The sequence below is a fragment of the Roseovarius sp. A-2 genome (assembly GCF_002072155.1).
Lineage (GTDB): Bacteria > Pseudomonadota > Alphaproteobacteria > Rhodobacterales > Rhodobacteraceae > Roseovarius.
Genome location: NZ_BDIY01000015.1, coordinates 35,347 through 56,043 on the forward strand (window position 1 = coordinate 35,347; position 20,697 = coordinate 56,043).

The window sequence follows — 20,697 nt, forward strand, 5'->3', positions numbered from 1 at the left end:
GCGCTCAGATGCAGCGCCCGCCATCGACCTCCATGCAGACGCCGGTGACGATGCCGGCCTCGTCCGAACACAGGTAGAGCGCGGCATTGGCCAGATCCTGCGGCGTGGAAAACCGACCCATTGGGATGGTCGAGAGGAATTTCTCGCGCATCTCGGGGGTATCCTCGCCCATAAAGCTCTTGAGCAGCGGCGTGTCGCCCGCCACCGGATTGAGCGCGTTGACGCGGATGCCCATGGGGGCGAGTTCAACGGCCATCGTGCGGGTCGCGGTGATCATCCAGCCCTTGGAGGCGTTGTACCAGTTGAGGCGCGGGCGCGGTGAGACCCCGGCGGTCGAGGCGATGTTGAGGATCGCCCCCTGCCCGCGCGCCTTCATCTGCGGCACCAGCGCACGCGCGGTCAGATAGACCGATTTGCAGTTGATCGCGAAGACCCGGTCGAAATCCGCCTCGCTGACGTCTTCGAGGGGGCTGGGCATGTGGGTCACACCGGCGTTGTTGACGAGGATGTCCACATGCCCCATCCGTGCCTGCGCCTCGGCGATCATCGCATCGACCTGCACGCCGTCCGAGACATCGCAGGTATGGGCGATGCCGCCATGCGCTGCGGCCACGCGCGCGGCGGCCTCGGCGTTGATATCGACGACAAGCACCTGTGCGCCTTCTTCCGCAAAGCGCCGCGCGATCCCTTCGCCAAAGCCCGAACCCGCGCCCGTCACGATTGCCGTCTTGCCGTTGAGCCGCATGGGAGAAGTCCTTTCTGTTGTGGTCGATCTAGTTGGCACGTGACACGAAACGGCTGGATTTGGAAAATGGTTTTTGTGGCAAGGTCCAGCGTTGAACATCCGGTCCAACAACCTAAAGTGCCGCGCAACACGACAGAGCAAGGGACAGGACATGCAGAAAAGACCGCTGGGGCGCACCGGCATGGAGGTGAGCGCGCTCTGCCTAGGATCGATGACATGGGGGGCGCAGAATACCGCCGCCGAGGGGCACGCGCAGATCGACCGCGCGCTGGAACGGGGCGTCAATTTTATCGACACCGCCGAGATGTATCCCACCGCCCCCGTTCGCGCCGAGACGACCGGGCGCACCGAGGAGATCATCGGCGAGTGGTTCGCCCGGACAGGTCAGCGGCACAACGTGATCCTCGCCACCAAGCATTCCGGCATCGGCTTTGCCCATGCCCGCGACGGCGCGCCGATTTCCGCCGCCACCATCCCCGAGGCGGTCGAGGGATCGCTGCGACGGCTGCAAACCGATCATATCGACCTCTACCAGTTTCACTGGCCGAACCGTGGCAGCTACATGTTTCGCCAGAACTGGAGTTATGACCCCTCGGGGCAGGACCGCGCAGTGACGCTCGCGCATATGCAAGAAACGCTCGGGGCGTTGAGCCGCGAGGTCGAGAAGGGCCGCATCCGCGCCTTTGGCCTGTCGAACGAGAGCGCCTGGGGCACCGCGCAATGGCTGCGGCTGGCAGAGGCCGGGCATGGCCCGCGCGTGGCGTCAATCCAAAACGAATATTCGCTGATGTGCCGCCTTTTTGACACCGACCTTGCCGAACTGAGCGTGAACGAGGATGTCGGATTGCTCGCCTTTTCGCCGCTGGCGGCGGGGCTGCTCAGCGGCAAGTATCAGGGCGGCGCGTTGCCCGAAGGCTCTCGCATGACGATCAACACCGATCTGGGCGGGCGCAAGGGGCCGCGCGCGTTTGCGGCGGTCGAGGCCTATCTGGGCGTGGCGCGCAAGCACGGGCTCGATCCGGTGCAGATGGCGCTGGCCTGGTGCCTGACGCGGCCTTTCATGTGCTCGGCCATTTTCGGCGCGACCAGCATGAATCAGCTCGATCTGGCGCTTGGTGCGGCAGATATCACGCTTACCGACGAGGTGCTGTCTGATCTCGACGCCGCACATCGCGCCCATCCCATGCCCTATTGATCCTGCCCCCTTGTCTGGGGGCCATGCCCGGCGTATACGCGCGCCCTGACCCAGAAGGAGCGAAAGCCATGGTAGGCAGTGCCAATCTCAACGTGATGCTCAAGGCCGCGCGCAAGGCGGGGCGGGCGCTGGCCAAGGATTTCCGCGAGGTCGAGAACCTTCAGGTCTCGATGAAGGGGGCGGGCGATTTCGTCAGCCGCGCCGATATCGCTGCCGAGAAGATCCTCAAGACCGAGTTGATGGGCGCGCGCCCGACTTATGGCTGGCTGGCCGAAGAGGGCGGCGAGGAGCCGGGCCAGGACCCCACCCGCCGCTGGATCGTCGATCCATTGGACGGCACCACGAATTTCCTGCACGGCCTGCCGCATTGGGCGGTGTCGATCGCGCTCGAGCACAAGGGCGAGGTGGTCGCGGGCGTGATCTATGATCCCTCCAAAGACGAGGCGTTCTTTGCCGAAAAGGGCACCGGGGCCTGGATGAACGAGGGGCGGCTGCGCGTCTCTGGTCGTCACAAGATGATCGAGGCGATCTTTGCCACCGGCCTGCCCTTTGGCGGGCGCGCGGACCTGCCCGACACCTTGCAGGATCTGGCCCGGCTGCTGCCCAGCTGTGCGGGCGTGCGGCGGTGGGGATCGGCGGCGCTCGACATGGCCTATGTGGCGGCGGGGCGCTATGACGGGTTCTGGGAACGGCGCCTGAACGCCTGGGATCTGGCGGCGGGCGTGATCATCGTGCGCGAGGCGGGCGGGTTCATCGAGCCGCTGAGCAAGGGCGGCGATATCCTTGGCGATGGCGCGGTGATCTGCGCCAACGAGCCGCTGTTCGACAAGTTCACCAAGACGATCCGGGGCTAGACCTCAGCGCGCAGGTGCCGCAGGTGATCGGGCAAGGCCCGCGCGGTCACCGCCGCCTCACGCAGCAACCCGTCGAAATGCAGGGTCATCGCCTGTACCCGTTCGGTATCGCGAAACACCAGGTAATTGCGCCCGAGATAGAGCACCGCGAGGAGCGGCCCGAAAATCGTGATCGGGGCGGAATAGAGGCGGCGGGCGTCAAAGAGATAGAGCCGCAAGCCGGGATAGAGCTGTGACGTCACGGCGATGAAATGATCGAGTTGCGCGCGGCGGATATCGTCGGGCAGGTCACGGTAATAGCCCTCGCCGCGCGCAAAGCTCTCGATCTCGAAGAGCGGCAGGGCAATCTCGTAATCCGAACGGGCGGCGCGCATCCAGGCCATGCGGTCTTCGGAGGCCCCGATGGCCTGATCGGTAGAGCGGCCAAGATGGGGCGCGTATTCCCACTCCAGCATTTCGCGGGTTTTGAGCATGTCGGGCAGGCCGGCGGGGACGTGGCGGATCTTGTAGCCCGCCGCCTCCTTGTGCCATTGGAAAATCTGCTCGTCGACCAGCGCGCGGGGGGCTTCGGTCAGCGACAGGGTGTTGGCGAGCATGTCGGCGGCGGTCTCGGGCCGATCGGTGAGGCCCAGGAGCCAGTCGGCGGAAACCCCGAGCGCGCCCGCGCATTCGCCCACCACCTGCGCATTGGGCAGGCGCGCGCCGGTGCCGGTCAGCAATTGTGACACAGTGGAGCGATCCACCCCGATGGCGCGGGCGAGCGCGCTTTGATTGCTGCCGCGCTGGCGCATCGCCTCGGCCAGTCGGGTGCGAAACAGGGTGGCCCGCAGGCGTTTGTCGATTTTTTTGGTCATATGGTGATATTAATCACAATTGCGGAAAAATGTTAACCATTTCCGAAATGGCCGGTCAATCATTTTGCAAGCATTCTCTGCGCATCGTTCAATCAAATGGAGGTGTCATGGAGACGCGATTGCGCAGCATCGTGAAGGCGGTGATCTGGAACCTGATCGGGCTTTCGGTCATGGCGGTGGTAGGGCTGATCGTCACCGGGTCGCTGACGGCGGGCGGGGTGATGGCGGTGATCAACACGGTGATCGGGTTTATCACCTATGTGCTTTACGAACGCGTCTGGTCGCGCATCGACTGGGGGCGCTGCCATGGATGAGGTGCGCCGTGGGGCGGTGGAATGGCCCACCCTGCTGTTGCTCGTCGCCTGTTACGGCGGCTGGATCTTTGGCACCACATGGGCGGCGGCGCTCTGGCTGCCACTGGGGATGATCGTCACCGGGCTGGCCATCGCATTGCATTCCTCGCTCTGTCACGAGGCGCTGCACGGGCATCCGTTCCGGCAACGGCTCTGGAACGAGGCGGTGGTCTTTCCCTGCCTATGCCTGCTCATTCCTTATGGCCGGTTCCGCGACACGCATCTGGCACATCACAGAGAGGAGCATCTGACCGATCCCTATGACGACCCGGAATCGAATTTTCTCGCCCCCCGGATCTGGGACCGGCTGCCCGGCTGGGGCCGGGCGGTGCTGCGCGCCAACAACACGCTGGCGGGGCGTATGATTTTGGGGCCGTTCATCGCGCAATGGGCGTTTCTGCGCGCTGACTGGCAGGCGATCCGGGCCGGGGACCGCGCCGTGCTGCGGGCATGGGTGTGGCATCTGCCGCAGATAGCAGTGGTGCTGGCCTGGGTTGCCTACGCGCCGATGCCGCTCTGGGCCTATCTGCTGGCGGTCTGGCTGGGCATCGCATTGCTGAAGATCCGCACCTTTCTGGAACATCGCGCGCATGACAAGGCCAGCGGGCGCACGGTGATCATCGAGGATCGGGGACCGTTGGCCCTGCTGTTTTTGAACAACAACCTGCATGTGGTGCATCACATGCACCCGGAGGTGGCGTGGTATCGGTTGCCCGCGCTCTATGCCGCGCGGCGCGACCATTACCAACGGCGCAACGGCGGCTATGTGTACCGTTCCTACGGGCAAATCTTCCGCGATTACCTGTGGCGCGCCAAGGACCCGGTGGCGCATCCGCTCTGGCCGTGGCGGCGCGGCTGAGGGGCTGGGTGCCGTTGGCCTGGACGGGACATTGATTGAAGCAACTGCGCGGAACAAGGCCGAAGACCGCCGCACGGCACCCGCAGCGCGCTCTGGTCAATCGCGGCGTCACGTTGCATGAGGGGGGGATGGACCTGTGGATCATTCTCTCGGTCGCGGCGGCGTCCTTTCAGACTTTGCGCTTCATGCTGCAGAAACATCTCAGCATGGGCGCGCTCAGCGCGGGCGGCGCGACATTGGCGCGGTTCTTCTATTCCGCGCCCTTCGTGGTGACGCTGGCCTTTGGCTACCTCTGGGCCACGGGCGCGGTCTGGCCCGGATACAGCCCGCTCTTCTGGCTCTATGCCGTGGCCGGTGGCCTGTCGCAGATCCTCGCCACATGGTGTGTCGTCGCGCTGTTCTCCGAGCGCAATTTCGCCGTGGGCATCACCTTCAAGAAAACCGAGGTGGTGCAGACCGCCATCGTGGGCCTTGTGATCCTAGGCGACAGGATCACGGTCTGGGGGCTGGCGGCGATCGTGCTGGGCCTTCTGGGCGTGCTGATCCTGTCGGAGACACCGGGACTGGAGGCGCGGTGGTGGCGGCGCTTTACCAATCGCGCGGCGTTTCTGGGGCTGGCGTCGGGGGCCTTCTTTGCGGTCTCTGCTGTCGGCTATCGCGGTGCCACGCTGGAAATCGCAAGCTCCGATCCGCTATTGCGCGCGGGGCTCGCGCTGGCGGTGGTGACGGTGATGCAGACCGTGGCGCTGACACTGTGGCTGATCTGGCGCGAGCCCGGACAGGTGGGGCGGGTGATCGCCGCGCACCGCACGGCGGTGTGGATGGGCCTGACCGGCATGGCGGGCAGCCTGTGCTGGTTCACCGCCTTCACGCTGGAAAATGCCGCGATGGTGTTTGCCGTGGGGCAGGTCGAGGTGATCTTCTCGCTTTTCGCCTCGGTTCTGGTGTTCGGCGAACGGATCACCCGGCGCGAAGGTTGGGGGATGGCACTCATCACCCTGTCGGTGATCGCTGTGGTGATGTTGCGGTAACGAAAGACAGGTCTGGCCTTAAGCTGTCGTTGCTGTGAGCCGCGACATTGCCAGGCCGCGGACTGGTGATCTTACGCGGTTTCAGGGCACTTTATGTCTGCCAAATCCGAATAACTCTGATTGGCGCGCGGACTTAGACAAATCGCCAGTCCGTGGGGGCGGCCTGGCGATGGCGCGGCGGCCTCCGGCCTTGTTCCGCGCCGGGTCTGTCGAACCAAGGTCGGCTGAAGGCCAAAATCGACGAACAGCCTCAATCGGACCCCATCCCATTCAGCCGCAAGAACAGGCTCTCCTCGTCATCGTTGCGAAAGAACGGCACCGAGGCGGGCGGGGTGCGGTCATGCGCCCGCGCGGTGACCTCGGCCAGCACCACCTCGGTGATGAAGGGCAGATCGAAGCGGCGCGCGTCGGCAAGCGGCACCCATTGCAGGTGGCTCAACTCCTCGCATGCAGCGCCGAAATCGTCGAGGTCACCGGCGAGCGCCTCGGCATGAACGAGAAAGAATCGCGCATCGAACCGGCGCGGGCGGCCCGGCGGGGTGATCGCGCGAAACACGAATTGCAAGGGATCGGCACGCGGCAGGAGACCGCGCGCGGCAAAGCCCTGCCAATCGGGCGGCACCTCGCCCGGCCAGTCCCCGGCCTGGCCGAGGGCAAGCCCGGTTTCCTCCCACAACTCTCGCACCGCAGCGGCGGCAAGGGCGTGGGCGATATCGCGCCCGCAATCTTCGCGCAGACGCTCGGTGCACAGGGCGGGCAAGGGCCGGACAAGCGGAATATCGGCGTCGCCCGCATCCACGGCACCGCCGGGAAAGACAAACTTGTTGGGCATGAACGCCGCCTGCGCGCCGCGCTGTCCCATCAGGACATGCGGCCGCGCCTCATCGCGCAACACGATAACCGTCGCCGCATCGCGGACACCACTCTTGTCAATCTCGCTCATGGTCGCCCTTCCGCGTGCAGGGCTTAACGGCTGTCACTGAACCCGTGCATCAGTCGTGCCCATTGAAAGGCCACGATGGCCCCTTTCAGACGCGGCAGAAGGTAGAGCGAGAGCGTGATCGTGCCAATACCGAATATCGTGAAAAGCACCAGCGGCTCGGGCCGGAACTGGACGAAGGCGATATGCAGAAGCGGTGCCATCAGGTGCCCGACGATCAGGATCGTCAGATAGGCAGGGCCGTCATCGGCGCGCGCATGGCTCAGATCCTCGCGGCACACCGGGCAGGTCTCGCGCAGCTTGAGATAGCTCTTGAGGATCGGACCGCTGCCGCAATTTGGGCATTTGCGAGAGAAGCCCCGGCGCAGGGCGGGCCAGAGTTGGCGATCGGTCGGTACGGCGGTGGTATCGCGCATCGGGGCGGCCTTTCATAACGTTGGCGTGAATATGGCGAATGCGAGGGCGGGATGAAAGGTGACAGCCTGCCCTTGCGGCGCGATGTCGCAAATCAATCGCAATACGATGCAAAATAAATCGATCCGGCGCGCCGGAAGTTCGAGCCGCGCGCGTATCACCTTGCAGAAACGGCCCGGATGTCGGCGCGTTTCAAGATAACTGACACATCACTAGAAAGCAGGAGATGTCACGATGAACAACATGGTTTTGATCGCAGGTCTGGCCACGGCCATCAGCCTTGGCGGGCTGGGTGCCGTTGAGGCGGCCAACCACAAGGGCGGCGAACATCATGGCGGCATGCGGATGCAGCACAGCTTCGAAGAGCTTGACACCGACGGCGATGGCAAGATCACGCCCGAGGAAATGGCGGGCCACATGCAGGCGCGCTTTGACGGGGCCGACAGTGATGGCGACGGGGCGCTGTCGCGCGAGGAACTGATCGCGCGGATGATGGAGCGCCGGGCCGAGCGGATGGCCAAACACGCCGATCACATGATCGAGCGGCATGATGCCAATGCCGACGGCAAGCTGAGCATGGACGAGATGCGCGCCGACCGTCAGGGCAAGATGTTCAAGCGCGTCGATGCCGATGGCGATGGCGCGATCAGCGCCGAGGAGTTCGCCAAGATGCGCGAGATGCGGGGCAAGCATCACGGCATGAAGCAGGGTGGCAAGGCCTCCGAGTAAGCGTGCCTGGCGTGGCAGGCCCGGCGCCCGTGCCTGCCACGCTGGTCAGTAACCGGTCTGAAGGATAGGCTTGGGGGCCATGACGATGCCGCTCGACGCCCATGACGACGTGCCCGACGAGGCGCTGCTCGTGCTGTTTGCCAATGGCGACAGCGTGGCGGCGCGCGTGCTGACCCTGCGGCTGACACCGCGGGTGATGGCGCATGCGTACCGCCTGTTGGGCAACCGGGCCGAGGCCGAGGATGTGGCGCAGGAGGCGATGTTGCGGCTGTGGAAACAGGCCCGCGACTGGCGGCAGGGCGAGGCGAAAGTGACCACCTGGCTTTACCGCGTCGTGGCTAATCTGTGCATCGACCGGCAGCGCCGGGCGCGGGGCGGCCCGGTCGCGCTTGACGCCATCCCGGAGCCTGCGGACGAGCGCGCGAGCGCCGATGAGACATTGCAGGAGCGCGCCCGTGCCGAGGCGTTGCAGGCCGCGCTCGACACGTTGCCCGAGCGGCAGCGTCAGGCGGTGGTGCTGCGCCATATCGAGGGGCTGGCAAACCCGGAGATCGCCGAGATCATGGAAATCACGATCGAGGCCGTGGAAAGTCTGACCTCGCGGGGCAAACGCGCGCTGAGCGCGGCGCTCGCCGGGCGGCAAAAGGAGTTGGGATATGTCGATGAGCGATAAGGAGCAGACAAACGGGGGGCTCGATGCCTTTTTCGAGGCCGCGCGCGCACAAGCCCCCGCCCCCTCGCCGGACCTTCTGGCGCGGGTGCTCGCGGATGCGGATGCCACGCGGCAGGCCCACTCGACCGTCGGTCTCGTCCATGTCCATACGCCTGCCCCGCGTCCCGGCATCGCGGCACGTCTCTATCGCCTGCTTGGCGGCTGGCCGGCGATGGCGGGTCTGGCCACGGCGGCGCTGACAGGTATCTGGATCGGCACTGCCCTTCCCGAAGGGCTTCTCGGCCCGGACGATGCCACCTATCTTGTTGATATCACACCAGAAATGACTTTTGATCTGGCTGGAGGAGAATTCTGATGGAAAACCAACGTGACCTTCAGGACAAGCCCGGTACGGGCAGCTGGATGCGCCTCCTTCTGGTGGTCTCGCTCGCCGCCAATCTCGCGGTCGTGGGGGTGGTCGCCGGATGGGCGCTGCGCCATGGCGGCCATCACGGGCATCATCCCTCTCGGCTCGATATGGCGGGTGGGCCGCTGACCCGTGCGCTCAGCGACGAGGACCGCCGCGAGATCGGGCAGCGCATGCGGCAGGTCTGGCGCGAGACGCGATCCGACCAGGCGGATATCGGGACCAGTTTCGACGCGCTGGTGAGCGATCTGCGCGCGGTACCCTTCGATCCCGCGCGAGTGACCCGGCGCATGCAGCAGCATCGTGAAGGCTTCGCCGCGCGCTTTGCCATGGGACAGGAGGTGCTTCTGGACCATCTTGCCGCGATGAGCGACGCCGACCGCGCGGCCTATGCCGACCGGCTCGAGAAACGAATCAGGGAATACCGCGAACGCCGGGATCGTCACCGGAAGGAGTGACCTGCACACCGCGCTGCAACCGCACGGGTATTTCCCGTGCCAGACGGATCAGATGCGCCATATAGGGCTTGTCCGCATCCTCGTCGCGGATCGCGGCATAGAGCCGCTTGGTCTTGCCCTCTGCGGTCAGCGGCCGCGTCACGTAATCGGTGCTCGTCTTGACCTCTCGCACCACCCAGTCGGGCAGAACCGCCACCCCGCGATTGGACGCCACCAGCAGCAGAATCACCGCCGTCAGTTCCACCTGCCGGATGCTCTTGGGTTCCACCTTGGCCGGTGTCAGCAATTCGGTGAATACATCCAGCCGCGAGCGGTCCACCGGGTAGGTGATCAGCACCTCGTCGCGAAAGTCATTGGCCTCGACATAGGATTTCTGCGCCAGCGGATGCTGGCTTGAGGCCACGAAGACCGGCTCGTAATCAAAGAGTGGCTTGAACGTGATCCCCGGCAGAACCTCGGGGTCCGAGGACACCACCAGATCGACCTCTTCCTTTTGCAACGCGGGCAGCGCGTCAAAGGCGAGGCCGGGGCGGATGTCCACATCCACCTCGCCCCAGGTCTTGCGGAACCGCTCCAGCACCGGAAAGAGCCACTCAAAACAGGCATGGCACTCGATGGCGATATGCATCCGCCCCGCGCTGCCCTCGCGCAGCCCTTCGAATTCATACTCCAGCGCCTCGATCTCGGGCAGGATCTTTTCGGCCAGCCGCAGCAGGCGCTGCCCCGCTGCCGACAGGCGCAAGGGCTTGGAACGACGCACGAAAAGCTCTACCCCGGCCTGATCCTCCAGCCCCTTGATCTGATGGCTGAGGGCCGATTGCGTGATGTGCAACAAGTCCGCCGCCCGCGCCAATCCGCCGGCCCGGTGGATGGCGCGGATCGTCCTGAGATGCCGGAACTCGATATGCATATATTAGCGCGCCTCATTCAAACCATGAATTTAATGAAGTTGTCTCACAATGCTGCGCCTGCAACAAGAGGGAGACAGTTATAGCTTCCTCACAGGATGATCCCGATGAAAACGCCGCGCATTTCCTTCGAATTCTTTCCGCCCAAGACGCTCGAGGCGTCGTTTCGCCTCTGGGATACTGTTCACACCCTTTCGCCGCTCGATCCGCGCTTCGTCTCGGTCACCTACGGCGCGGGCGGCACCACGCGCGAATTGACGCGCGAAGCGGTGAGCACGCTGCATAAGGCCACTGGCCTCAATGTCGCCGCCCACCTGACCTGCGTCGATGCCAGCCGCGAGGAAACGCTGGAGATCGCCGATCAGTTCGCCGCCGTCGGCGTGACCGAGATCGTCGCCCTGCGCGGCGACCCGCCCAAGGGGTCCAGCGGCTTCACCCCCCACCCGCACGGCTTTGCTGACAGCTGCGAGCTGATTTCGGCCCTCGCCGAGACCGGCAAATTCACCATCCGCGTCGGCGCCTACCCCGAGAAACACCCCGAGGCCGCCGACAGCCGCGCCGATATCGACTGGCTCAAGCGCAAGATCGACGCGGGCGCGACCGAGGCGATCACGCAGTTCTTTTTCGAGGCCGACACGTTCTTCCGGTTCCGCGATGCCTGCGCCGCGGCAGGTATCAATGCGCCGATCATCCCCGGCATCCTGCCGATCGAAAACTGGACCGGCGCGCGCAAATTCGCCACCTCCTGCGGCACGCAGATCCCCACATGGCTCGATGATTGTTTCGACAAGGCGATCCGCGACGATCGCCACGACCTGCTCGCCACGGCGCTGGCCACGGAACTGTGCAGCGACCTGATCGAGGGCGGGGTGGAAGACCTGCATTTCTACACGCTCAACCGTCCCGAACTGACCCGCGACGTTTGCCATGCCCTTGGCGTAACACCGAAGGTGGCACTGCGCGACGTGGCCTGACGGCTTGCTTCCCGGCGCGGCGCGGCATAGCCTGCCCGCGCACGCGCCACGAGGGACCACCATGCCGGATCATGCCACATCGCTCGACGACTTACCCGACATGGCGGCGCTTCTGTCCCGCTCCGGCCTAGATTTCATGCGCGACATGATCGCGGGCACCCTGCCCGGCCCGCCCATCGGCGCGACCCTGGGCTTTCACCCTGTGGTCGCCGAGCCGGGCTGCGTCGTGTTCGAGGGCACGCCGAGTTTTGCCACGCTCAACCCGATGCGCGGGGTGCATGGCGGCTGGTATGGCGCGATCCTCGACAGCTGCATGGGTTGCGCGGTTATGACCGAACTGGCGCGCGGCGAGATTTACACGACACTGGAATTCAAGACCAACATCACCCGCGCCTTGGCCGTGGGCCGCGCGGTGCGCGCCATCGGCACGGTGCAGCATCGTGGCCGCTCCACCGGCGTGGCCACGGGCGAATTGCGCGGGGTGGAGGATGGCAAGCTCTACGCCACCGGCTCCACCACCTGCATCATCCTGCGCCCGGATACCGCCTGACCGCATCGGATCACGCCGCATTTGACCCGCCCGCTTCGCTTTTCCCCTTGCAGCACGCACCGGCGCTGCTACGCTCCGCCCGTCATGGTGCCGCCCTGCAGGGCGGAGAATTGGGAAGCCGGTGAGAGACCGGCACTGCCCCCGCAACGGTAAGGGAGGGCGTCACGGCGATATGCCACTGGGCCGGGTTCGGTCTGGGAAGGTGCCGCGATGCACGGGCCGCAAGCCCACCCCCCAAGTCCGGAAACCAGCCAGGACAAACGTCGAATCGCGGGGGGCGATGCGGGCGTGTGCGCCTTGCGCCATGACCCCAACCGTGCCCCTGCCCCATCCGGCCCGGGGTGTGGCCGCGGAGAGTGAACCATGTCGCTTATACGAATTCTCGACGCCCTCGAAGACAGCCCAACCGTCGGCACGCAGGCCCAGGTCGCGGCGCGGATGGGTTTTCTCGAATGGGTGTTTGCCACACCGGGCCCGGTGACGGCGCAGATGGTCCGCGAGGCGCTTGCGGACCCGGCCGCGCGAGAGGCGCAAAGCGCCGCCGCGCGTGCTTTCGTGGAATATCTGGAAGAGGCCTGCATCTCGGGCCTTGGGTCACCCGCCCGACGTGGCCGCGCGCGCATGGTGCACTGAGCCCTCTTGAGACTGCGTCAGACAACAAAAAAACGGCGACACCAGGGAGGAGGAGAGGTGCCGCCGTTTCCTGTACGTCCAGCCCCAGGGAGGAGGAGGGGGGCCTTTCGCAAACTCTCGGGATCGAAGTGACCCCGATATTCCGGCCCCGGGTTTCAGGGAGGAGGAGAGAAACCCGTGACCGTAGCGGATGCATCAGGGAGGAGGAGAGATGCACCCGATTCCGTTGTTACGACCGATGGCCGTAGACCGCGTCACGTGCGACGCGCTTGATTTCGCTGCGATGCAGACCCAGATCGCTCAGGTCACGCGCGCTCAGCTCTTGCAACTCGCGGATCGTGCGGCGATATGTGCGATAGGTCGCCATTCGCTGCACTGCGGCATAAATCGCGGCGCTCAGGTCTTCGCCGAGGGTCTGAACCGCCGAGCGGGGCATGTGGATCGTGTGCGGCATCTTTCGCATCCTTGCGGATATGTTCGTTTCGGCAGGCATCACACTTCGTTTTGCCTTTGTTGAGTCTAAAATAGCGCGTTTCTGCACCTGCACAATACCCCGAGCGAGCAATGCTGCTATGCAGCAAATGCATATGAAAAAGGTGACGCAAGGTTAGGCAGGTATTGGATTCTTTAGGCAGTTTGCGCAAGGTTCCGGGACAGAGACGACAGGCGTACCACCTCAGGATGCACGGGCGATGCGGGATTGGACAAATTGCGTTGATACGAAAATCCGCGCGCCCTGCTGTGGCCGGGTGCAGATACCCGGCGGGCCACGCTCGGTCCGAATTACCCGGCCAACGAAAGGAATGGCATGACACCTGATGACATGGTCCTTACCCCCACCGGGCTGCGCTTTCAGGGGCGGCGTTATCCCTGCACGATCGGGCGCGGCGGCCTCTCGGGCGACAAGCGCGAGGGTGACGGGGCCACGCCACGCGGCACGCATCGCATCGTCGGCATGCTCTATCGCCCCGACCGCATGGCCCGGCCCGCCGATTGGGCGCGGCCCATCCACCCGGGCGATCTGTGGTCGGACGATCCGAATCACGAGGACTACAATCTCATGGTGCGCGCGCCCTACCCGCATGGGCACGAGGTGCTGCGCCGGGCCGATCCGCTCTATGATCTGGTAATCGTGACCGACTGGAACTGGCCGCGCGCCACGCGCGGACGCGGCTCGTGCATCTTCATCCACCGCTGGCGCAGGCCGGGCTATCCAACCGCCGGCTGTATCGCGCTGCGCCCAGAGCACCTGACACGAATCGCCGCCGCGATCTGCTATGAGACCCGGCTGATCATTCGCTAGCCCCGGCGGCATGCGGCGCTCCGGTGCCGCGCTCTTGCTTGAGCGCACCGGCAAGACGCGGGCCACCCCAGCCCTCGCGCAGAAAACCGTCGACGCTCGGGTGGAGGCGTTCGGACGGGTCGCGGCCCACGATGCGCGGGCGGCGCATCAGCAGTATCTTACCCCAGCCGGTCCAGGTGCCAACCGATGGCGCGGTGACATCCTGCGGGAACCGGGCACGCCAGTCCTCGGGCAGAGGCAGCGCACAGCGCTCGGCCCGCTCCAGCATCCAGACCAGCGGGATATTGGCCAGCGGGCGCGCGGCGTGAACGCCGCAGAGTTGCCCGCCCACATCCGAATGACAGCCTCGGAACCAGACCTGCTCCAGATGACCATCAAACTCCGGCACGGTTTCCCACAGCACCGGCCAATAGGCGTTGCGCGTCTCGTCCAGGGCCAGCGCGTGAAAGCCGTGCCGGGTGGTGCGCCCGAGGTGATGACTGTGAAACCCGTGCTGATCGACGCGAAAACGCCATAGTAGAGGGATGCGCAGACCCAGCGCCTTGACCGTATCCCAGACGCCGACCATCTCGACATGGCAAGTGGCATGGCACTGGGCGCGGGCAAAGGCCTGCGCGGCGTCGGACTGCGGCGCGCAGCGGTAATGGCGGTAGGCGAGATGCACGTTGCGCTCGGTCGCGACCTCGGCGCGCAACAGGCCAACCCGGTCGATCACCCCGGCCAGCGAGCGCACCGCATAGGCCCCGCGCGAATAGCCGATCAGGAAAATCCGGTCGCCGGGGCGATACCGGCTGGCAAGATAGCCATAGGCGCGGCGGATCTGCCGGTTGATGCCGCGCCCCAGGATGATATCGCCGGTCGCGCGCCAGTCGCGCCATTGAATCCCCGCCTCGTAATAGAGCGACAGGTCCTGGCCTGCCATCTCTCGCAGCAGCTTGAAGGTCAGCCCGGCATTGGTCTCATAGCCCTTGGCCAGGCTCGACATCGTGCCGTCGAGGATCAGCACATGGGTGACCGGCCCGCGCCGGTGGCCAAAGGCCGTGTGCTCCGCCCGTGATCCGGGGCGCAGCCAGTCATAGATGCTCTTGGTCCAGTCACGCCATGACATGCGACACCTGTTCTGACAGGCCGCAGGATGCGACCCTCACGCCTTCAATGTAGGGCCAGTTTGCCGCGAAAGTTCTGACATTTCATGAAAATTCGCGTGAGCGTGACCCTTATAAACACGCCACCGTCACCACATCGCGCAATCCGTAGCCGTTGAACTCGGTGCTGAGACTGCGGGTGTAGGCCCCCATGCCGTGAATCAGCAGGTAATCACCCTCGGCCAGATCACCCGGCAGGGGCAAGGGCGCGGGCAACCGGTCGATGCTGTCGCAGGTGGGCCCGAAGACCACGCGCGGTTGCGGGGCGCCACACCGCGCCGTGCCACCCGGCGCGATCACCTCGATCCGGTCGGGCGCGCCGATGTCGCGGATTTCGGTCAACCCGCCATAGACGCCGTCATTGACGAAGATCGCACCGCTGTCGCGCAGCGCCTTTACCCGTACCGCCATGCTGAACGCCTCGGCCACCATGGCGCGACCCGGCTCGCAGACAAGCGTCGGGGCGTCCGCGCCGAAGTGCTGCGCCATCTGCGCGCCGATATGGGCAAAGATCGCCGCCAGATCGGGGGCCGCCCCGGTGCGGTGCGAGGCGAAACCGCCACCGACGTTGAGCCGGTGCAGCCGCACGCCCGCATTGCGCGCCACATCGGCGCTGGCGGCGATATAGCTGCCCCACGCGCTCGGGTCGGCGCATTGCGTGCCGGGGTGAAAGGTCATCGACGGGGTAAAGCCGCGCGCCACCACGGCGCGCAGCAGATCCGCCGCGCGCTCGGGGGCAACGCCGAATTTCTCGCCAAAATCATAGGCCGCGCCCACCACGGGAAGCGCGAGGCGAATGCTGATCTCGGCGTCGGGCGCGACAGCCCCGGTCAGCTTGTCCAACTCATTCAGGCAATCGACCGAGAACGAGCGCACGCCCATCTCGGCCGCGACCTTTACCTCGGCGGGCGAGCGCACCGGGTTGTTGTAATGCAGCGCGGCATCGGGGGCGACGGCGCGCACGGCACGCATCTCGGCGGGGCTTGCCACGTCAAACGCGGTGATCCCGGCACGCGCGAGATTGGCCAGTACCTCCTCTCCGGGATTGGCCTTGACCGCATAGGTGACAAGGCCGGGGAAGCCCTCAAGAAAGGCCCGCGCCGTAGCCTGTAGCCGGTCGGGGCTGAAATAGAGCACCGGCGCATCGGGGGCATGGCGCAGAAGATGCGCGCGCGGGGCGGACATGTTGGGAAAGTCACGCATGACGGTCTTAACCTCTTTTCTGCTCGTTTTCTCAAGTTTGCCGCAGAATTCCGTCGATTCATCGCGTCATTTCTTATAGTATGACAAGACTGAATAACATAATGACAGATAAACTATGCAGATCGACGACACGGATCGAAACCTGATAACCCTCCTTCAGGACAATGCCCGCCTGCCCGTCGCGACACTCGCGCGGCGTCTTGGCCTTGCGCGCACCACAGTGCAGGCCCGGCTTGACCGGCTGGAACAGTCAGGGGTGATCGCGGGGTACGCGCTGCGCCTCGGGCAGGCCGCGCGCCCTGCCCTGCGCGCCACGGCGTTGCTGAGCATCGAGCCGCGCTCTGGCCCGGCCGTGCTGGCGCGGCTCAAATCGCTGGCACAGGTGCAAAGAGTTCACACCACCTCGGGCCGGTTCGATTTGATCGTGACGATCGAGGCCGAAACCACCGAAGCACTCGACGAGACACTCGACCGGATCGGCGAGGCCAAGGGGGTAAAGGGCTCGGAAAGCCTGATTCACCTGGCCACGAAACTCGACCGAGGCGCGTGAGGCCCGTGTCGCAATTTTGAGTATTTTCACCAAGAAGAAACACGGGCGCGCAGATTCCAAGGCGCTTTGGCTTTTCCTTTGGGCGCGCATTCGTTAGAGCATCGCAAAACCCATAACTGGCAGGACCGACACGTCATGGTGATGGACAAGACATTCGACGCGAGCGCCGCCGAAGCGCGGCTTTATCAGGCCTGGGAGCAGGCCGGGGCCTTTTCCGCCGGGGCCAATGCCAGGGAAGGGGCCGAGACCTTCTCAATCATGATCCCGCCGCCCAATGTGACGGGCAGCCTGCATATGGGGCACGCGTTCAACAACACGTTGCAGGATATCCTGATCCGCTGGCACCGGATGCGCGGGCATGACACGCTCTGGCAGCCGGGGCAGGATCATGCGGGCATCGCCACGCAGATGGTGGTGGAGCGGCAGTTGGGCGAAGAAGGAAAGCGCCGCACCGATTTCACGCGCGAAGAGTTTCTCTCGAAGGTCTGGGACTGGAAGACGCAATCGGGCGGCACGATCATCAATCAGTTGAAGCGCCTCGGCGCCTCCTGCGACTGGTCGCGCAACGCGTTCACCATGTCAGGCGCGCCCGGCGCGCCCGAGGGCGAGGACGGCAATTTCCACGATGCCGTGATCAAGGTCTTTGTCGACATGTACAACAAGGGTTTGATCTATCGTGGCAAGCGGCTGGTGAACTGGGACCCGCATTTCGAAACGGCGATTTCCGACCTGGAGGTCGAGAATATCGAGGTGCCGGGCCATATGTGGCACTTCAAATATCCGCTGGCGGGGGGCGAGACCTATACCTACACCGAGCGTGACGAGGATGGGACCGTGCTCTTCGAGGAAGAACGCGACTACATCTCGATCGCCACGACGCGGCCCGAGACGATGCTGGGCGACGGTGCTGTGGCGGTGCATCCCTCGGACACGCGCTATGCGCCCATCGTCGGCAAGCTGTGCGAGATCCCGGTCGGGCCGAAAGAGCATCGCCGCCTCATTCCGATCATCACCGACGACTATCCCGATCCGAATTTCGGCAGCGGTGCCGTCAAGATCACCGGCGCGCATGATTTCAACGATTACGGCGTGGCGCAACGCGGCGGCATCCCGATGTACCGGCTGATGGATACCCGCGCGCAGATGCGCGACGATGGGGCCACTTATGCCGAATGCGCCGCGCGCGCGCAGGAGATCGCCGAGGGTGCCGAGTTCACTATCGAAGAGGTGGACAGCCTGAACCTCGTGCCCGATCACCTGCGCGGGCTGGACCGGTTTGAGGCGCGGGAGAAGGTCGTGGCCGAGATCACCGAGGAAGGGCTGGCGGTGATGGTGCCCGTCCCCGCCCCGTCATCCTCGGGCTTGACGCAAGGATCTCATGATCAGGATATCCCCGATCAAGGCGGGGATAACGGCACGCATGAGGATGACGTCACCATAATCCCGCTGGTGGAATCGAAACCCATCATGCAGCCCTTCGGCGACCGCTCCAAGGTGGTGATCGAGCCGATGCTGACCGATCAGTGGTTCGTCGACACCACCAAGATCGTGCAACCCGCGCTTGACGCCGTGCGCTCGGGCGAGGTGACGATCCTGCCCGAACAGGACGCCAAGGTCTATTTCCACTGGCTGGAGAATATCGAGCCGTGGTGTATCTCGCGGCAGTTGTGGTGGGGGCATCAGATCCCGGTCTGGTACGGGTTCGATCTCAGTTCACCGGATTTTCGCGATGACGAAAACGACGGCGCGCTCGACCTCGTGGAGATGCTGCGCGGGCTGAACGAGGGCCATACCGGGCACCTGATGCAATGCGGCGCGGATTTCGACACGGTGTCTGACGCGTGGCACGATACGCTGGCAAACCTGCCGGTGCCGCTTGCCGCGATGCAGGTGGTCGAGGTTGCAAGTCGCGAAGACGCCCTGCACCGGCTGGCCTCGTCGCTGGCCGAGTATACAGCGACGCAGGACCCGACGCATCTGGTCTATCCGGTCTGGCGCGACCCCGACGTCCTAGACACCTGGTTCTCTTCCGGCCTCTGGCCCATCGGCACGCTCGGCTGGCCCGAGGACACGCCGGAATTGCAGAAGTATTTCCCCACCTCGGTGCTGATCACCGGGTTCGACATCATCTTCTTCTGGGTCGCGCGGATGATGATGATGCAATATGCGGTGGTGGGGCAGAAACCCTTTAGCCACGTCTATGTCCATGCGCTGGTGCGCGACGAGACCGGCAAGAAGATGTCCAAATCACTGGGCAACGTGCTCGACCCGCTGGACCTGATCGACGAATACGGTGCGGATGCGGTGCGCTTTACGCTGACGGCGATGGCCGCGATGGGGCGCGATCTGAAACTCTCGAAAGACCGCATCGCGGGCTATCGCAACTTCACCACCAAGCTGTGGAATGCCGCGCGCTTTGCCGAGATGAACGAGGCCACAGGCTCGGGCGGCGCGGTGCCAACGCCTGCCGCCACGGTCAATACGTGGATTATCGGCGAGACCGCCAAGGCGCGGGTCGCGGTGGATGAGGCGCTGGAGAATTTCCGTTTCAACGACGCGGCGAACACGCTCTATGCCTTTGTCTGGGGCACGGTCTGCGACTGGTATGTGGAGTTTTCCAAGCCGCTGCTGATGGATGGCGACGCCGAAACCCGCGCCGAGACACAGGCCACCATGGCCTGGGTGATCGACCAATGCCTGATTCTGCTGCACCCGATCATGCCCTTTGTCACCGAGGAGTTGTGGGACACACTGGGCGCGCGGTCCAAGATGCTGGTCCATGCCGACTGGCCTGGCTATGGCGCGGAGTTGGTGGACCCTGCGGCGGATCGCGAGATGAACTGGGTGATTTCGCTGATCGAGCAGATCCGCTCCGCCCGGGCGCAGATGCATGTGCCCGCCGGGCTGCATGTGCCGCTGCTGGTGACGGAGTTGAACGAGGCGGGCCGTGCGGCCTGGGCGCGCAACGAAGTGATGATCAAGCGGCTGGCGCGGATCGAGAGCCTGACCGATGTGGACGCCTTCCCCAAGGGTTGCGTGACCGTGACCGTCGAGGGCGGCAGTTTCGGCCTGCCGCTGGCGGATATCATCGACGTGGGCGAAGAAAAGGCGCGGCTGGAAAAGACGCTGGCCAAGCTGGAGAAAGAACTTGGCGGGTTGCGTGGGCGACTGAAGAACCCGAAATTCGTCGAAAGCGCACCGGAGGCGGTGGTGGCGGAAACCCGCGAGAACCTTGCCTTGCGCGAAGAGGAAGAGGCCAAGCTGCGCGCGGCCCTCGACCGGCTAGCGGAACTCGGCTGACGCGACGCCTCCGGCGGGAGTATTGTCAAGAAGAGAAATATGTATAGATCAAATTATTATCTATTGCGCGGAATGTAGAATCCACAAACTCATCAACGCTGTGACCTCGTTCTGAGTTATTGTTTTGCACTCTAGATTAGGGTCCGTGGACATTCAGGATTCCCATTTGGTCTGATTTCTGATTCAAACTTCCAAGATGTAGGTTTGAATGAACGAGCAACGATTTGTGGTGTCGGACGTCTTGTGGCAGCGGCTTGAGCCGCATCTGGCCGGTAAGGCTGGTGATGCCGGGGTCACGGCAAAGGACAATCGCCTGTTTCTCGAAGCAGTCTTTTGGCGGGTGTGCACGGGGTCGCCGTGGCGCGATCTGGCACCTGCCTTTGGCCATTGAAACAGCCAGTTCCGGCGGTGTCGCCGGTGGGCCAGGTCCGGAGTATTCGAGAGCCAACCGTAGAATCCAGCGCAATTATGACGCGGAGATCTACAAGTGGCGACATCTGGTAGAGAATTACTTTGCAACGATCAAAGAGTTCAGAGGGATAGCCATGAGATGCGATGAAACGGATTGCAGTTACGCAGCGTGTCGGGACCTCGTAGCAGCACTCATAGCATCAAGATGA

The 20,697-nt window shown here is 64.4% G+C and carries 23 protein-coding genes, 1 pseudogene and 1 riboswitch; of the genes and pseudogenes, 16 read left to right on the forward strand and 8 right to left on the reverse strand.

Annotated features, from left to right (window positions below; genetic code table 11):
• Positions 1 to 4: 4 nt before the first annotated feature.
• Entirely contained in the window at positions 5 to 745 is a 741-nt protein-coding gene (locus BHD06_RS15395; protein ID WP_080457862.1) for an SDR family oxidoreductase, read from the reverse strand.
• 151 nt (positions 746 to 896) lie between these two features.
• Here BHD06_RS15395 and BHD06_RS15400 point away from each other — a divergent pair, with 151 nt between their 5' ends.
• Together BHD06_RS15400 and BHD06_RS15405 are read left to right on the forward strand one after the other, a co-directional pair.
• Positions 897 to 1,940, forward strand: coding sequence for an aldo/keto reductase (locus BHD06_RS15400; protein WP_080457863.1), 1,044 nt, complete (start codon positions 897 to 899; stop codon positions 1,938 to 1,940).
• 68 nt (positions 1,941 to 2,008) lie between these two features.
• Positions 2,009 to 2,794 carry an inositol monophosphatase family protein gene (locus tag BHD06_RS15405; RefSeq protein WP_080457864.1) on the forward strand — a complete coding sequence of 262 codons (786 nt, stop codon included), beginning with the start codon at positions 2,009 to 2,011 and terminating at the stop codon, positions 2,792 to 2,794.
• Here BHD06_RS15405 and BHD06_RS15410 read toward each other — a convergent pair.
• Complete coding sequence (locus BHD06_RS15410; RefSeq protein ID WP_080457865.1) at positions 2,791 to 3,648, reverse strand: helix-turn-helix domain-containing protein; 858 nt, start codon at positions 3,646 to 3,648, stop codon at positions 2,791 to 2,793. The two genes, BHD06_RS15405 and BHD06_RS15410, sit on opposite strands and share 4 nt — an antisense overlap.
• A 107-nt stretch (positions 3,649 to 3,755) precedes the next feature.
• On the opposite strand from BHD06_RS15410, the gene BHD06_RS15415 reads away from it, so the two are divergent.
• The 3 genes from BHD06_RS15415 to BHD06_RS15425 all read left to right on the forward strand — a co-directional run bounded on the left by BHD06_RS15415 (position 3,756) and on the right by BHD06_RS15425 (position 5,891).
• Positions 3,756 to 3,962 carry a DUF2061 domain-containing protein gene (locus BHD06_RS15415; protein WP_080457866.1) on the forward strand — a complete coding sequence of 69 codons (207 nt, stop codon included), beginning with the start codon at positions 3,756 to 3,758 and terminating at the stop codon, positions 3,960 to 3,962.
• The gene (locus BHD06_RS15420; protein WP_080457867.1) at positions 3,955 to 4,860 is read left to right on the forward strand and encodes a fatty acid desaturase; all 906 of its coding nucleotides are present in this window, start codon (positions 3,955 to 3,957) and stop codon (positions 4,858 to 4,860) included. Before BHD06_RS15415 ends, BHD06_RS15420 begins: the two co-directional genes overlap by 8 nt.
• A gap of 128 nt (positions 4,861 to 4,988) precedes the next feature.
• Positions 4,989 to 5,891: an EamA family transporter gene (locus tag BHD06_RS15425; protein WP_080457868.1), complete on the forward strand. Its 903-nt coding sequence runs from the start codon at positions 4,989 to 4,991 to the stop codon at positions 5,889 to 5,891.
• Between the two features lie 250 nt (positions 5,892 to 6,141).
• Here the strand turns inward: BHD06_RS15425 and BHD06_RS15430 are convergent, their stop codons facing one another.
• The gene (locus BHD06_RS15430; RefSeq protein ID WP_080457869.1) at positions 6,142 to 6,834 is read right to left on the reverse strand and encodes an NUDIX hydrolase; all 693 of its coding nucleotides are present in this window, start codon (positions 6,832 to 6,834) and stop codon (positions 6,142 to 6,144) included.
• 23 nt (positions 6,835 to 6,857) lie between these two features.
• Positions 6,858 to 7,247, reverse strand: a complete 390-nt coding sequence (locus BHD06_RS15435; RefSeq protein ID WP_080457870.1) for a DUF983 domain-containing protein — start codon at positions 7,245 to 7,247, stop codon at positions 6,858 to 6,860.
• Positions 7,248 to 7,479: 232 nt separating this feature from the next.
• Here BHD06_RS15435 and BHD06_RS15440 point away from each other — a divergent pair, with 232 nt between their 5' ends.
• The 4 genes from BHD06_RS15440 (at position 7,480) to BHD06_RS15455 (ending at position 9,511) form a co-directional block, all read left to right on the forward strand.
• Positions 7,480 to 7,974: an EF-hand domain-containing protein gene (locus tag BHD06_RS15440; protein ID WP_080457871.1), complete on the forward strand. Its 495-nt coding sequence runs from the start codon at positions 7,480 to 7,482 to the stop codon at positions 7,972 to 7,974.
• A gap of 79 nt (positions 7,975 to 8,053) precedes the next feature.
• On the forward strand, positions 8,054 to 8,647 hold the full coding sequence (locus tag BHD06_RS15445) for an RNA polymerase sigma factor (protein ID WP_080457872.1): 594 nt from the start codon (positions 8,054 to 8,056) through the stop codon (positions 8,645 to 8,647).
• Positions 8,637 to 9,002 carry a hypothetical protein gene (locus BHD06_RS15450; RefSeq protein WP_080457873.1) on the forward strand — a complete coding sequence of 122 codons (366 nt, stop codon included), beginning with the start codon at positions 8,637 to 8,639 and terminating at the stop codon, positions 9,000 to 9,002. Before BHD06_RS15445 ends, BHD06_RS15450 begins: the two co-directional genes overlap by 11 nt.
• On the forward strand, positions 9,002 to 9,511 hold the full coding sequence (locus BHD06_RS15455) for a periplasmic heavy metal sensor (RefSeq protein WP_080457874.1): 510 nt from the start codon (positions 9,002 to 9,004) through the stop codon (positions 9,509 to 9,511). The genes BHD06_RS15450 and BHD06_RS15455 overlap by 1 nt, the downstream gene beginning before the upstream one ends.
• Here the strand turns inward: BHD06_RS15455 and BHD06_RS15460 are convergent.
• Positions 9,468 to 10,421 carry a LysR family transcriptional regulator gene (locus BHD06_RS15460; protein ID WP_080457875.1) on the reverse strand — a complete coding sequence of 318 codons (954 nt, stop codon included), beginning with the start codon at positions 10,419 to 10,421 and terminating at the stop codon, positions 9,468 to 9,470. The two genes, BHD06_RS15455 and BHD06_RS15460, sit on opposite strands and share 44 nt — an antisense overlap.
• A gap of 105 nt (positions 10,422 to 10,526) precedes the next feature.
• On the opposite strand from BHD06_RS15460, the gene metF reads away from it, so the two are divergent.
• The 3 genes from metF (at position 10,527) to BHD06_RS15475 (ending at position 12,576) form a co-directional block, all read left to right on the forward strand.
• Complete coding sequence (gene metF / locus BHD06_RS15465) at positions 10,527 to 11,393, forward strand: methylenetetrahydrofolate reductase [NAD(P)H] (protein WP_080457925.1); 867 nt, start codon at positions 10,527 to 10,529, stop codon at positions 11,391 to 11,393.
• Between the two features lie 61 nt (positions 11,394 to 11,454).
• Positions 11,455 to 11,943 (forward strand): PaaI family thioesterase, encoded by a 489-nt coding sequence (locus tag BHD06_RS15470; protein WP_080457876.1) that lies wholly within the window; start codon positions 11,455 to 11,457, stop codon positions 11,941 to 11,943.
• A gap of 68 nt (positions 11,944 to 12,011) precedes the next feature.
• Positions 12,012 to 12,214, forward strand: a riboswitch (cobalamin riboswitch).
• Between the two features lie 92 nt (positions 12,215 to 12,306).
• Positions 12,307 to 12,576: a hypothetical protein gene (locus BHD06_RS15475; protein WP_080457877.1), complete on the forward strand. Its 270-nt coding sequence runs from the start codon at positions 12,307 to 12,309 to the stop codon at positions 12,574 to 12,576.
• 229 nt (positions 12,577 to 12,805) lie between these two features.
• Here the strand turns inward: BHD06_RS15475 and BHD06_RS15480 are convergent, their stop codons facing one another.
• Entirely contained in the window at positions 12,806 to 13,030 is a 225-nt protein-coding gene (locus tag BHD06_RS15480; protein ID WP_080457878.1) for a DUF1127 domain-containing protein, read from the reverse strand.
• A 354-nt stretch (positions 13,031 to 13,384) separates the two neighbouring features.
• Between BHD06_RS15480 and BHD06_RS15485 the strand changes: the two genes are divergently transcribed.
• Positions 13,385 to 13,879, forward strand: coding sequence for a L,D-transpeptidase (locus BHD06_RS15485; RefSeq protein ID WP_080457879.1), 495 nt, complete (start codon positions 13,385 to 13,387; stop codon positions 13,877 to 13,879).
• On the opposite strand, the gene BHD06_RS15490 is transcribed toward BHD06_RS15485, so the two are convergent.
• Positions 13,869 to 14,987: a DUF2235 domain-containing protein gene (locus BHD06_RS15490; protein WP_080457880.1), complete on the reverse strand. Its 1,119-nt coding sequence runs from the start codon at positions 14,985 to 14,987 to the stop codon at positions 13,869 to 13,871. The genes BHD06_RS15485 and BHD06_RS15490 overlap by 11 nt on opposite strands.
• A gap of 109 nt (positions 14,988 to 15,096) precedes the next feature.
• The gene (locus BHD06_RS15495) at positions 15,097 to 16,227 is read right to left on the reverse strand and encodes a type III PLP-dependent enzyme (protein ID WP_080457881.1); all 1,131 of its coding nucleotides are present in this window, start codon (positions 16,225 to 16,227) and stop codon (positions 15,097 to 15,099) included.
• A 115-nt stretch (positions 16,228 to 16,342) separates the two neighbouring features.
• Here BHD06_RS15495 and BHD06_RS15500 point away from each other — a divergent pair, with 115 nt between their 5' ends.
• From BHD06_RS15500 to BHD06_RS15510, 3 genes and pseudogenes are all read left to right on the forward strand, one after another.
• Positions 16,343 to 16,777 carry an Lrp/AsnC family transcriptional regulator gene (locus tag BHD06_RS15500; protein WP_080457882.1) on the forward strand — a complete coding sequence of 145 codons (435 nt, stop codon included), beginning with the start codon at positions 16,343 to 16,345 and terminating at the stop codon, positions 16,775 to 16,777.
• Positions 16,778 to 16,912: 135 nt separating this feature from the next.
• Positions 16,913 to 20,077 (forward strand): valine--tRNA ligase, encoded by a 3,165-nt coding sequence (locus BHD06_RS15505; RefSeq protein WP_080457883.1) that lies wholly within the window; start codon positions 16,913 to 16,915, stop codon positions 20,075 to 20,077.
• 208 nt (positions 20,078 to 20,285) lie between these two features.
• Positions 20,286 to 20,697, forward strand: a pseudogene (locus BHD06_RS15510) (transposase).

What these genes read in the sequence shown, in the direction of transcription:
- BHD06_RS15395 (WP_080457862.1), bottom strand. Translation starts at nt 745, where the DNA reads ATGCGGCTCAACGGCAAGACGGCAATCGTGACGGGCGCGGGTTCGGGC.
- BHD06_RS15400 (WP_080457863.1), top strand. Translation starts at nt 897, where the DNA reads ATGCAGAAAAGACCGCTGGGGCGCACCGGCATGGAGGTGAGCGCGCTC.
- BHD06_RS15405 (WP_080457864.1), top strand. Translation starts at nt 2,009, where the DNA reads ATGGTAGGCAGTGCCAATCTCAACGTGATGCTCAAGGCCGCGCGCAAG.
- BHD06_RS15410 (WP_080457865.1), bottom strand. Translation starts at nt 3,648, where the DNA reads ATGACCAAAAAAATCGACAAACGCCTGCGGGCCACCCTGTTTCGCACC.
- BHD06_RS15415 (WP_080457866.1), top strand. Translation starts at nt 3,756, where the DNA reads ATGGAGACGCGATTGCGCAGCATCGTGAAGGCGGTGATCTGGAACCTG.
- BHD06_RS15420 (WP_080457867.1), top strand. Translation starts at nt 3,955, where the DNA reads ATGGATGAGGTGCGCCGTGGGGCGGTGGAATGGCCCACCCTGCTGTTG.
- BHD06_RS15425 (WP_080457868.1), top strand. Translation starts at nt 4,989, where the DNA reads ATGGACCTGTGGATCATTCTCTCGGTCGCGGCGGCGTCCTTTCAGACT.
- BHD06_RS15430 (WP_080457869.1), bottom strand. Translation starts at nt 6,834, where the DNA reads ATGAGCGAGATTGACAAGAGTGGTGTCCGCGATGCGGCGACGGTTATC.
- BHD06_RS15435 (WP_080457870.1), bottom strand. Translation starts at nt 7,247, where the DNA reads ATGCGCGATACCACCGCCGTACCGACCGATCGCCAACTCTGGCCCGCC.
- BHD06_RS15440 (WP_080457871.1), top strand. Translation starts at nt 7,480, where the DNA reads ATGAACAACATGGTTTTGATCGCAGGTCTGGCCACGGCCATCAGCCTT.
- BHD06_RS15445 (WP_080457872.1), top strand. Translation starts at nt 8,054, where the DNA reads ATGACGATGCCGCTCGACGCCCATGACGACGTGCCCGACGAGGCGCTG.
- BHD06_RS15450 (WP_080457873.1), top strand. Translation starts at nt 8,637, where the DNA reads ATGAGCGATAAGGAGCAGACAAACGGGGGGCTCGATGCCTTTTTCGAG.
- BHD06_RS15455 (WP_080457874.1), top strand. Translation starts at nt 9,002, where the DNA reads ATGGAAAACCAACGTGACCTTCAGGACAAGCCCGGTACGGGCAGCTGG.
- BHD06_RS15460 (WP_080457875.1), bottom strand. Translation starts at nt 10,421, where the DNA reads ATGCATATCGAGTTCCGGCATCTCAGGACGATCCGCGCCATCCACCGG.
- metF (WP_080457925.1), top strand. Translation starts at nt 10,527, where the DNA reads ATGAAAACGCCGCGCATTTCCTTCGAATTCTTTCCGCCCAAGACGCTC.
- BHD06_RS15470 (WP_080457876.1), top strand. Translation starts at nt 11,455, where the DNA reads ATGCCGGATCATGCCACATCGCTCGACGACTTACCCGACATGGCGGCG.
- BHD06_RS15475 (WP_080457877.1), top strand. Translation starts at nt 12,307, where the DNA reads ATGTCGCTTATACGAATTCTCGACGCCCTCGAAGACAGCCCAACCGTC.
- BHD06_RS15480 (WP_080457878.1), bottom strand. Translation starts at nt 13,030, where the DNA reads ATGCCGCACACGATCCACATGCCCCGCTCGGCGGTTCAGACCCTCGGC.
- BHD06_RS15485 (WP_080457879.1), top strand. Translation starts at nt 13,385, where the DNA reads ATGACACCTGATGACATGGTCCTTACCCCCACCGGGCTGCGCTTTCAG.
- BHD06_RS15490 (WP_080457880.1), bottom strand. Translation starts at nt 14,987, where the DNA reads ATGTCATGGCGTGACTGGACCAAGAGCATCTATGACTGGCTGCGCCCC.
- BHD06_RS15495 (WP_080457881.1), bottom strand. Translation starts at nt 16,227, where the DNA reads ATGCGTGACTTTCCCAACATGTCCGCCCCGCGCGCGCATCTTCTGCGC.
- BHD06_RS15500 (WP_080457882.1), top strand. Translation starts at nt 16,343, where the DNA reads ATGCAGATCGACGACACGGATCGAAACCTGATAACCCTCCTTCAGGAC.
- BHD06_RS15505 (WP_080457883.1), top strand. Translation starts at nt 16,913, where the DNA reads ATGGTGATGGACAAGACATTCGACGCGAGCGCCGCCGAAGCGCGGCTT.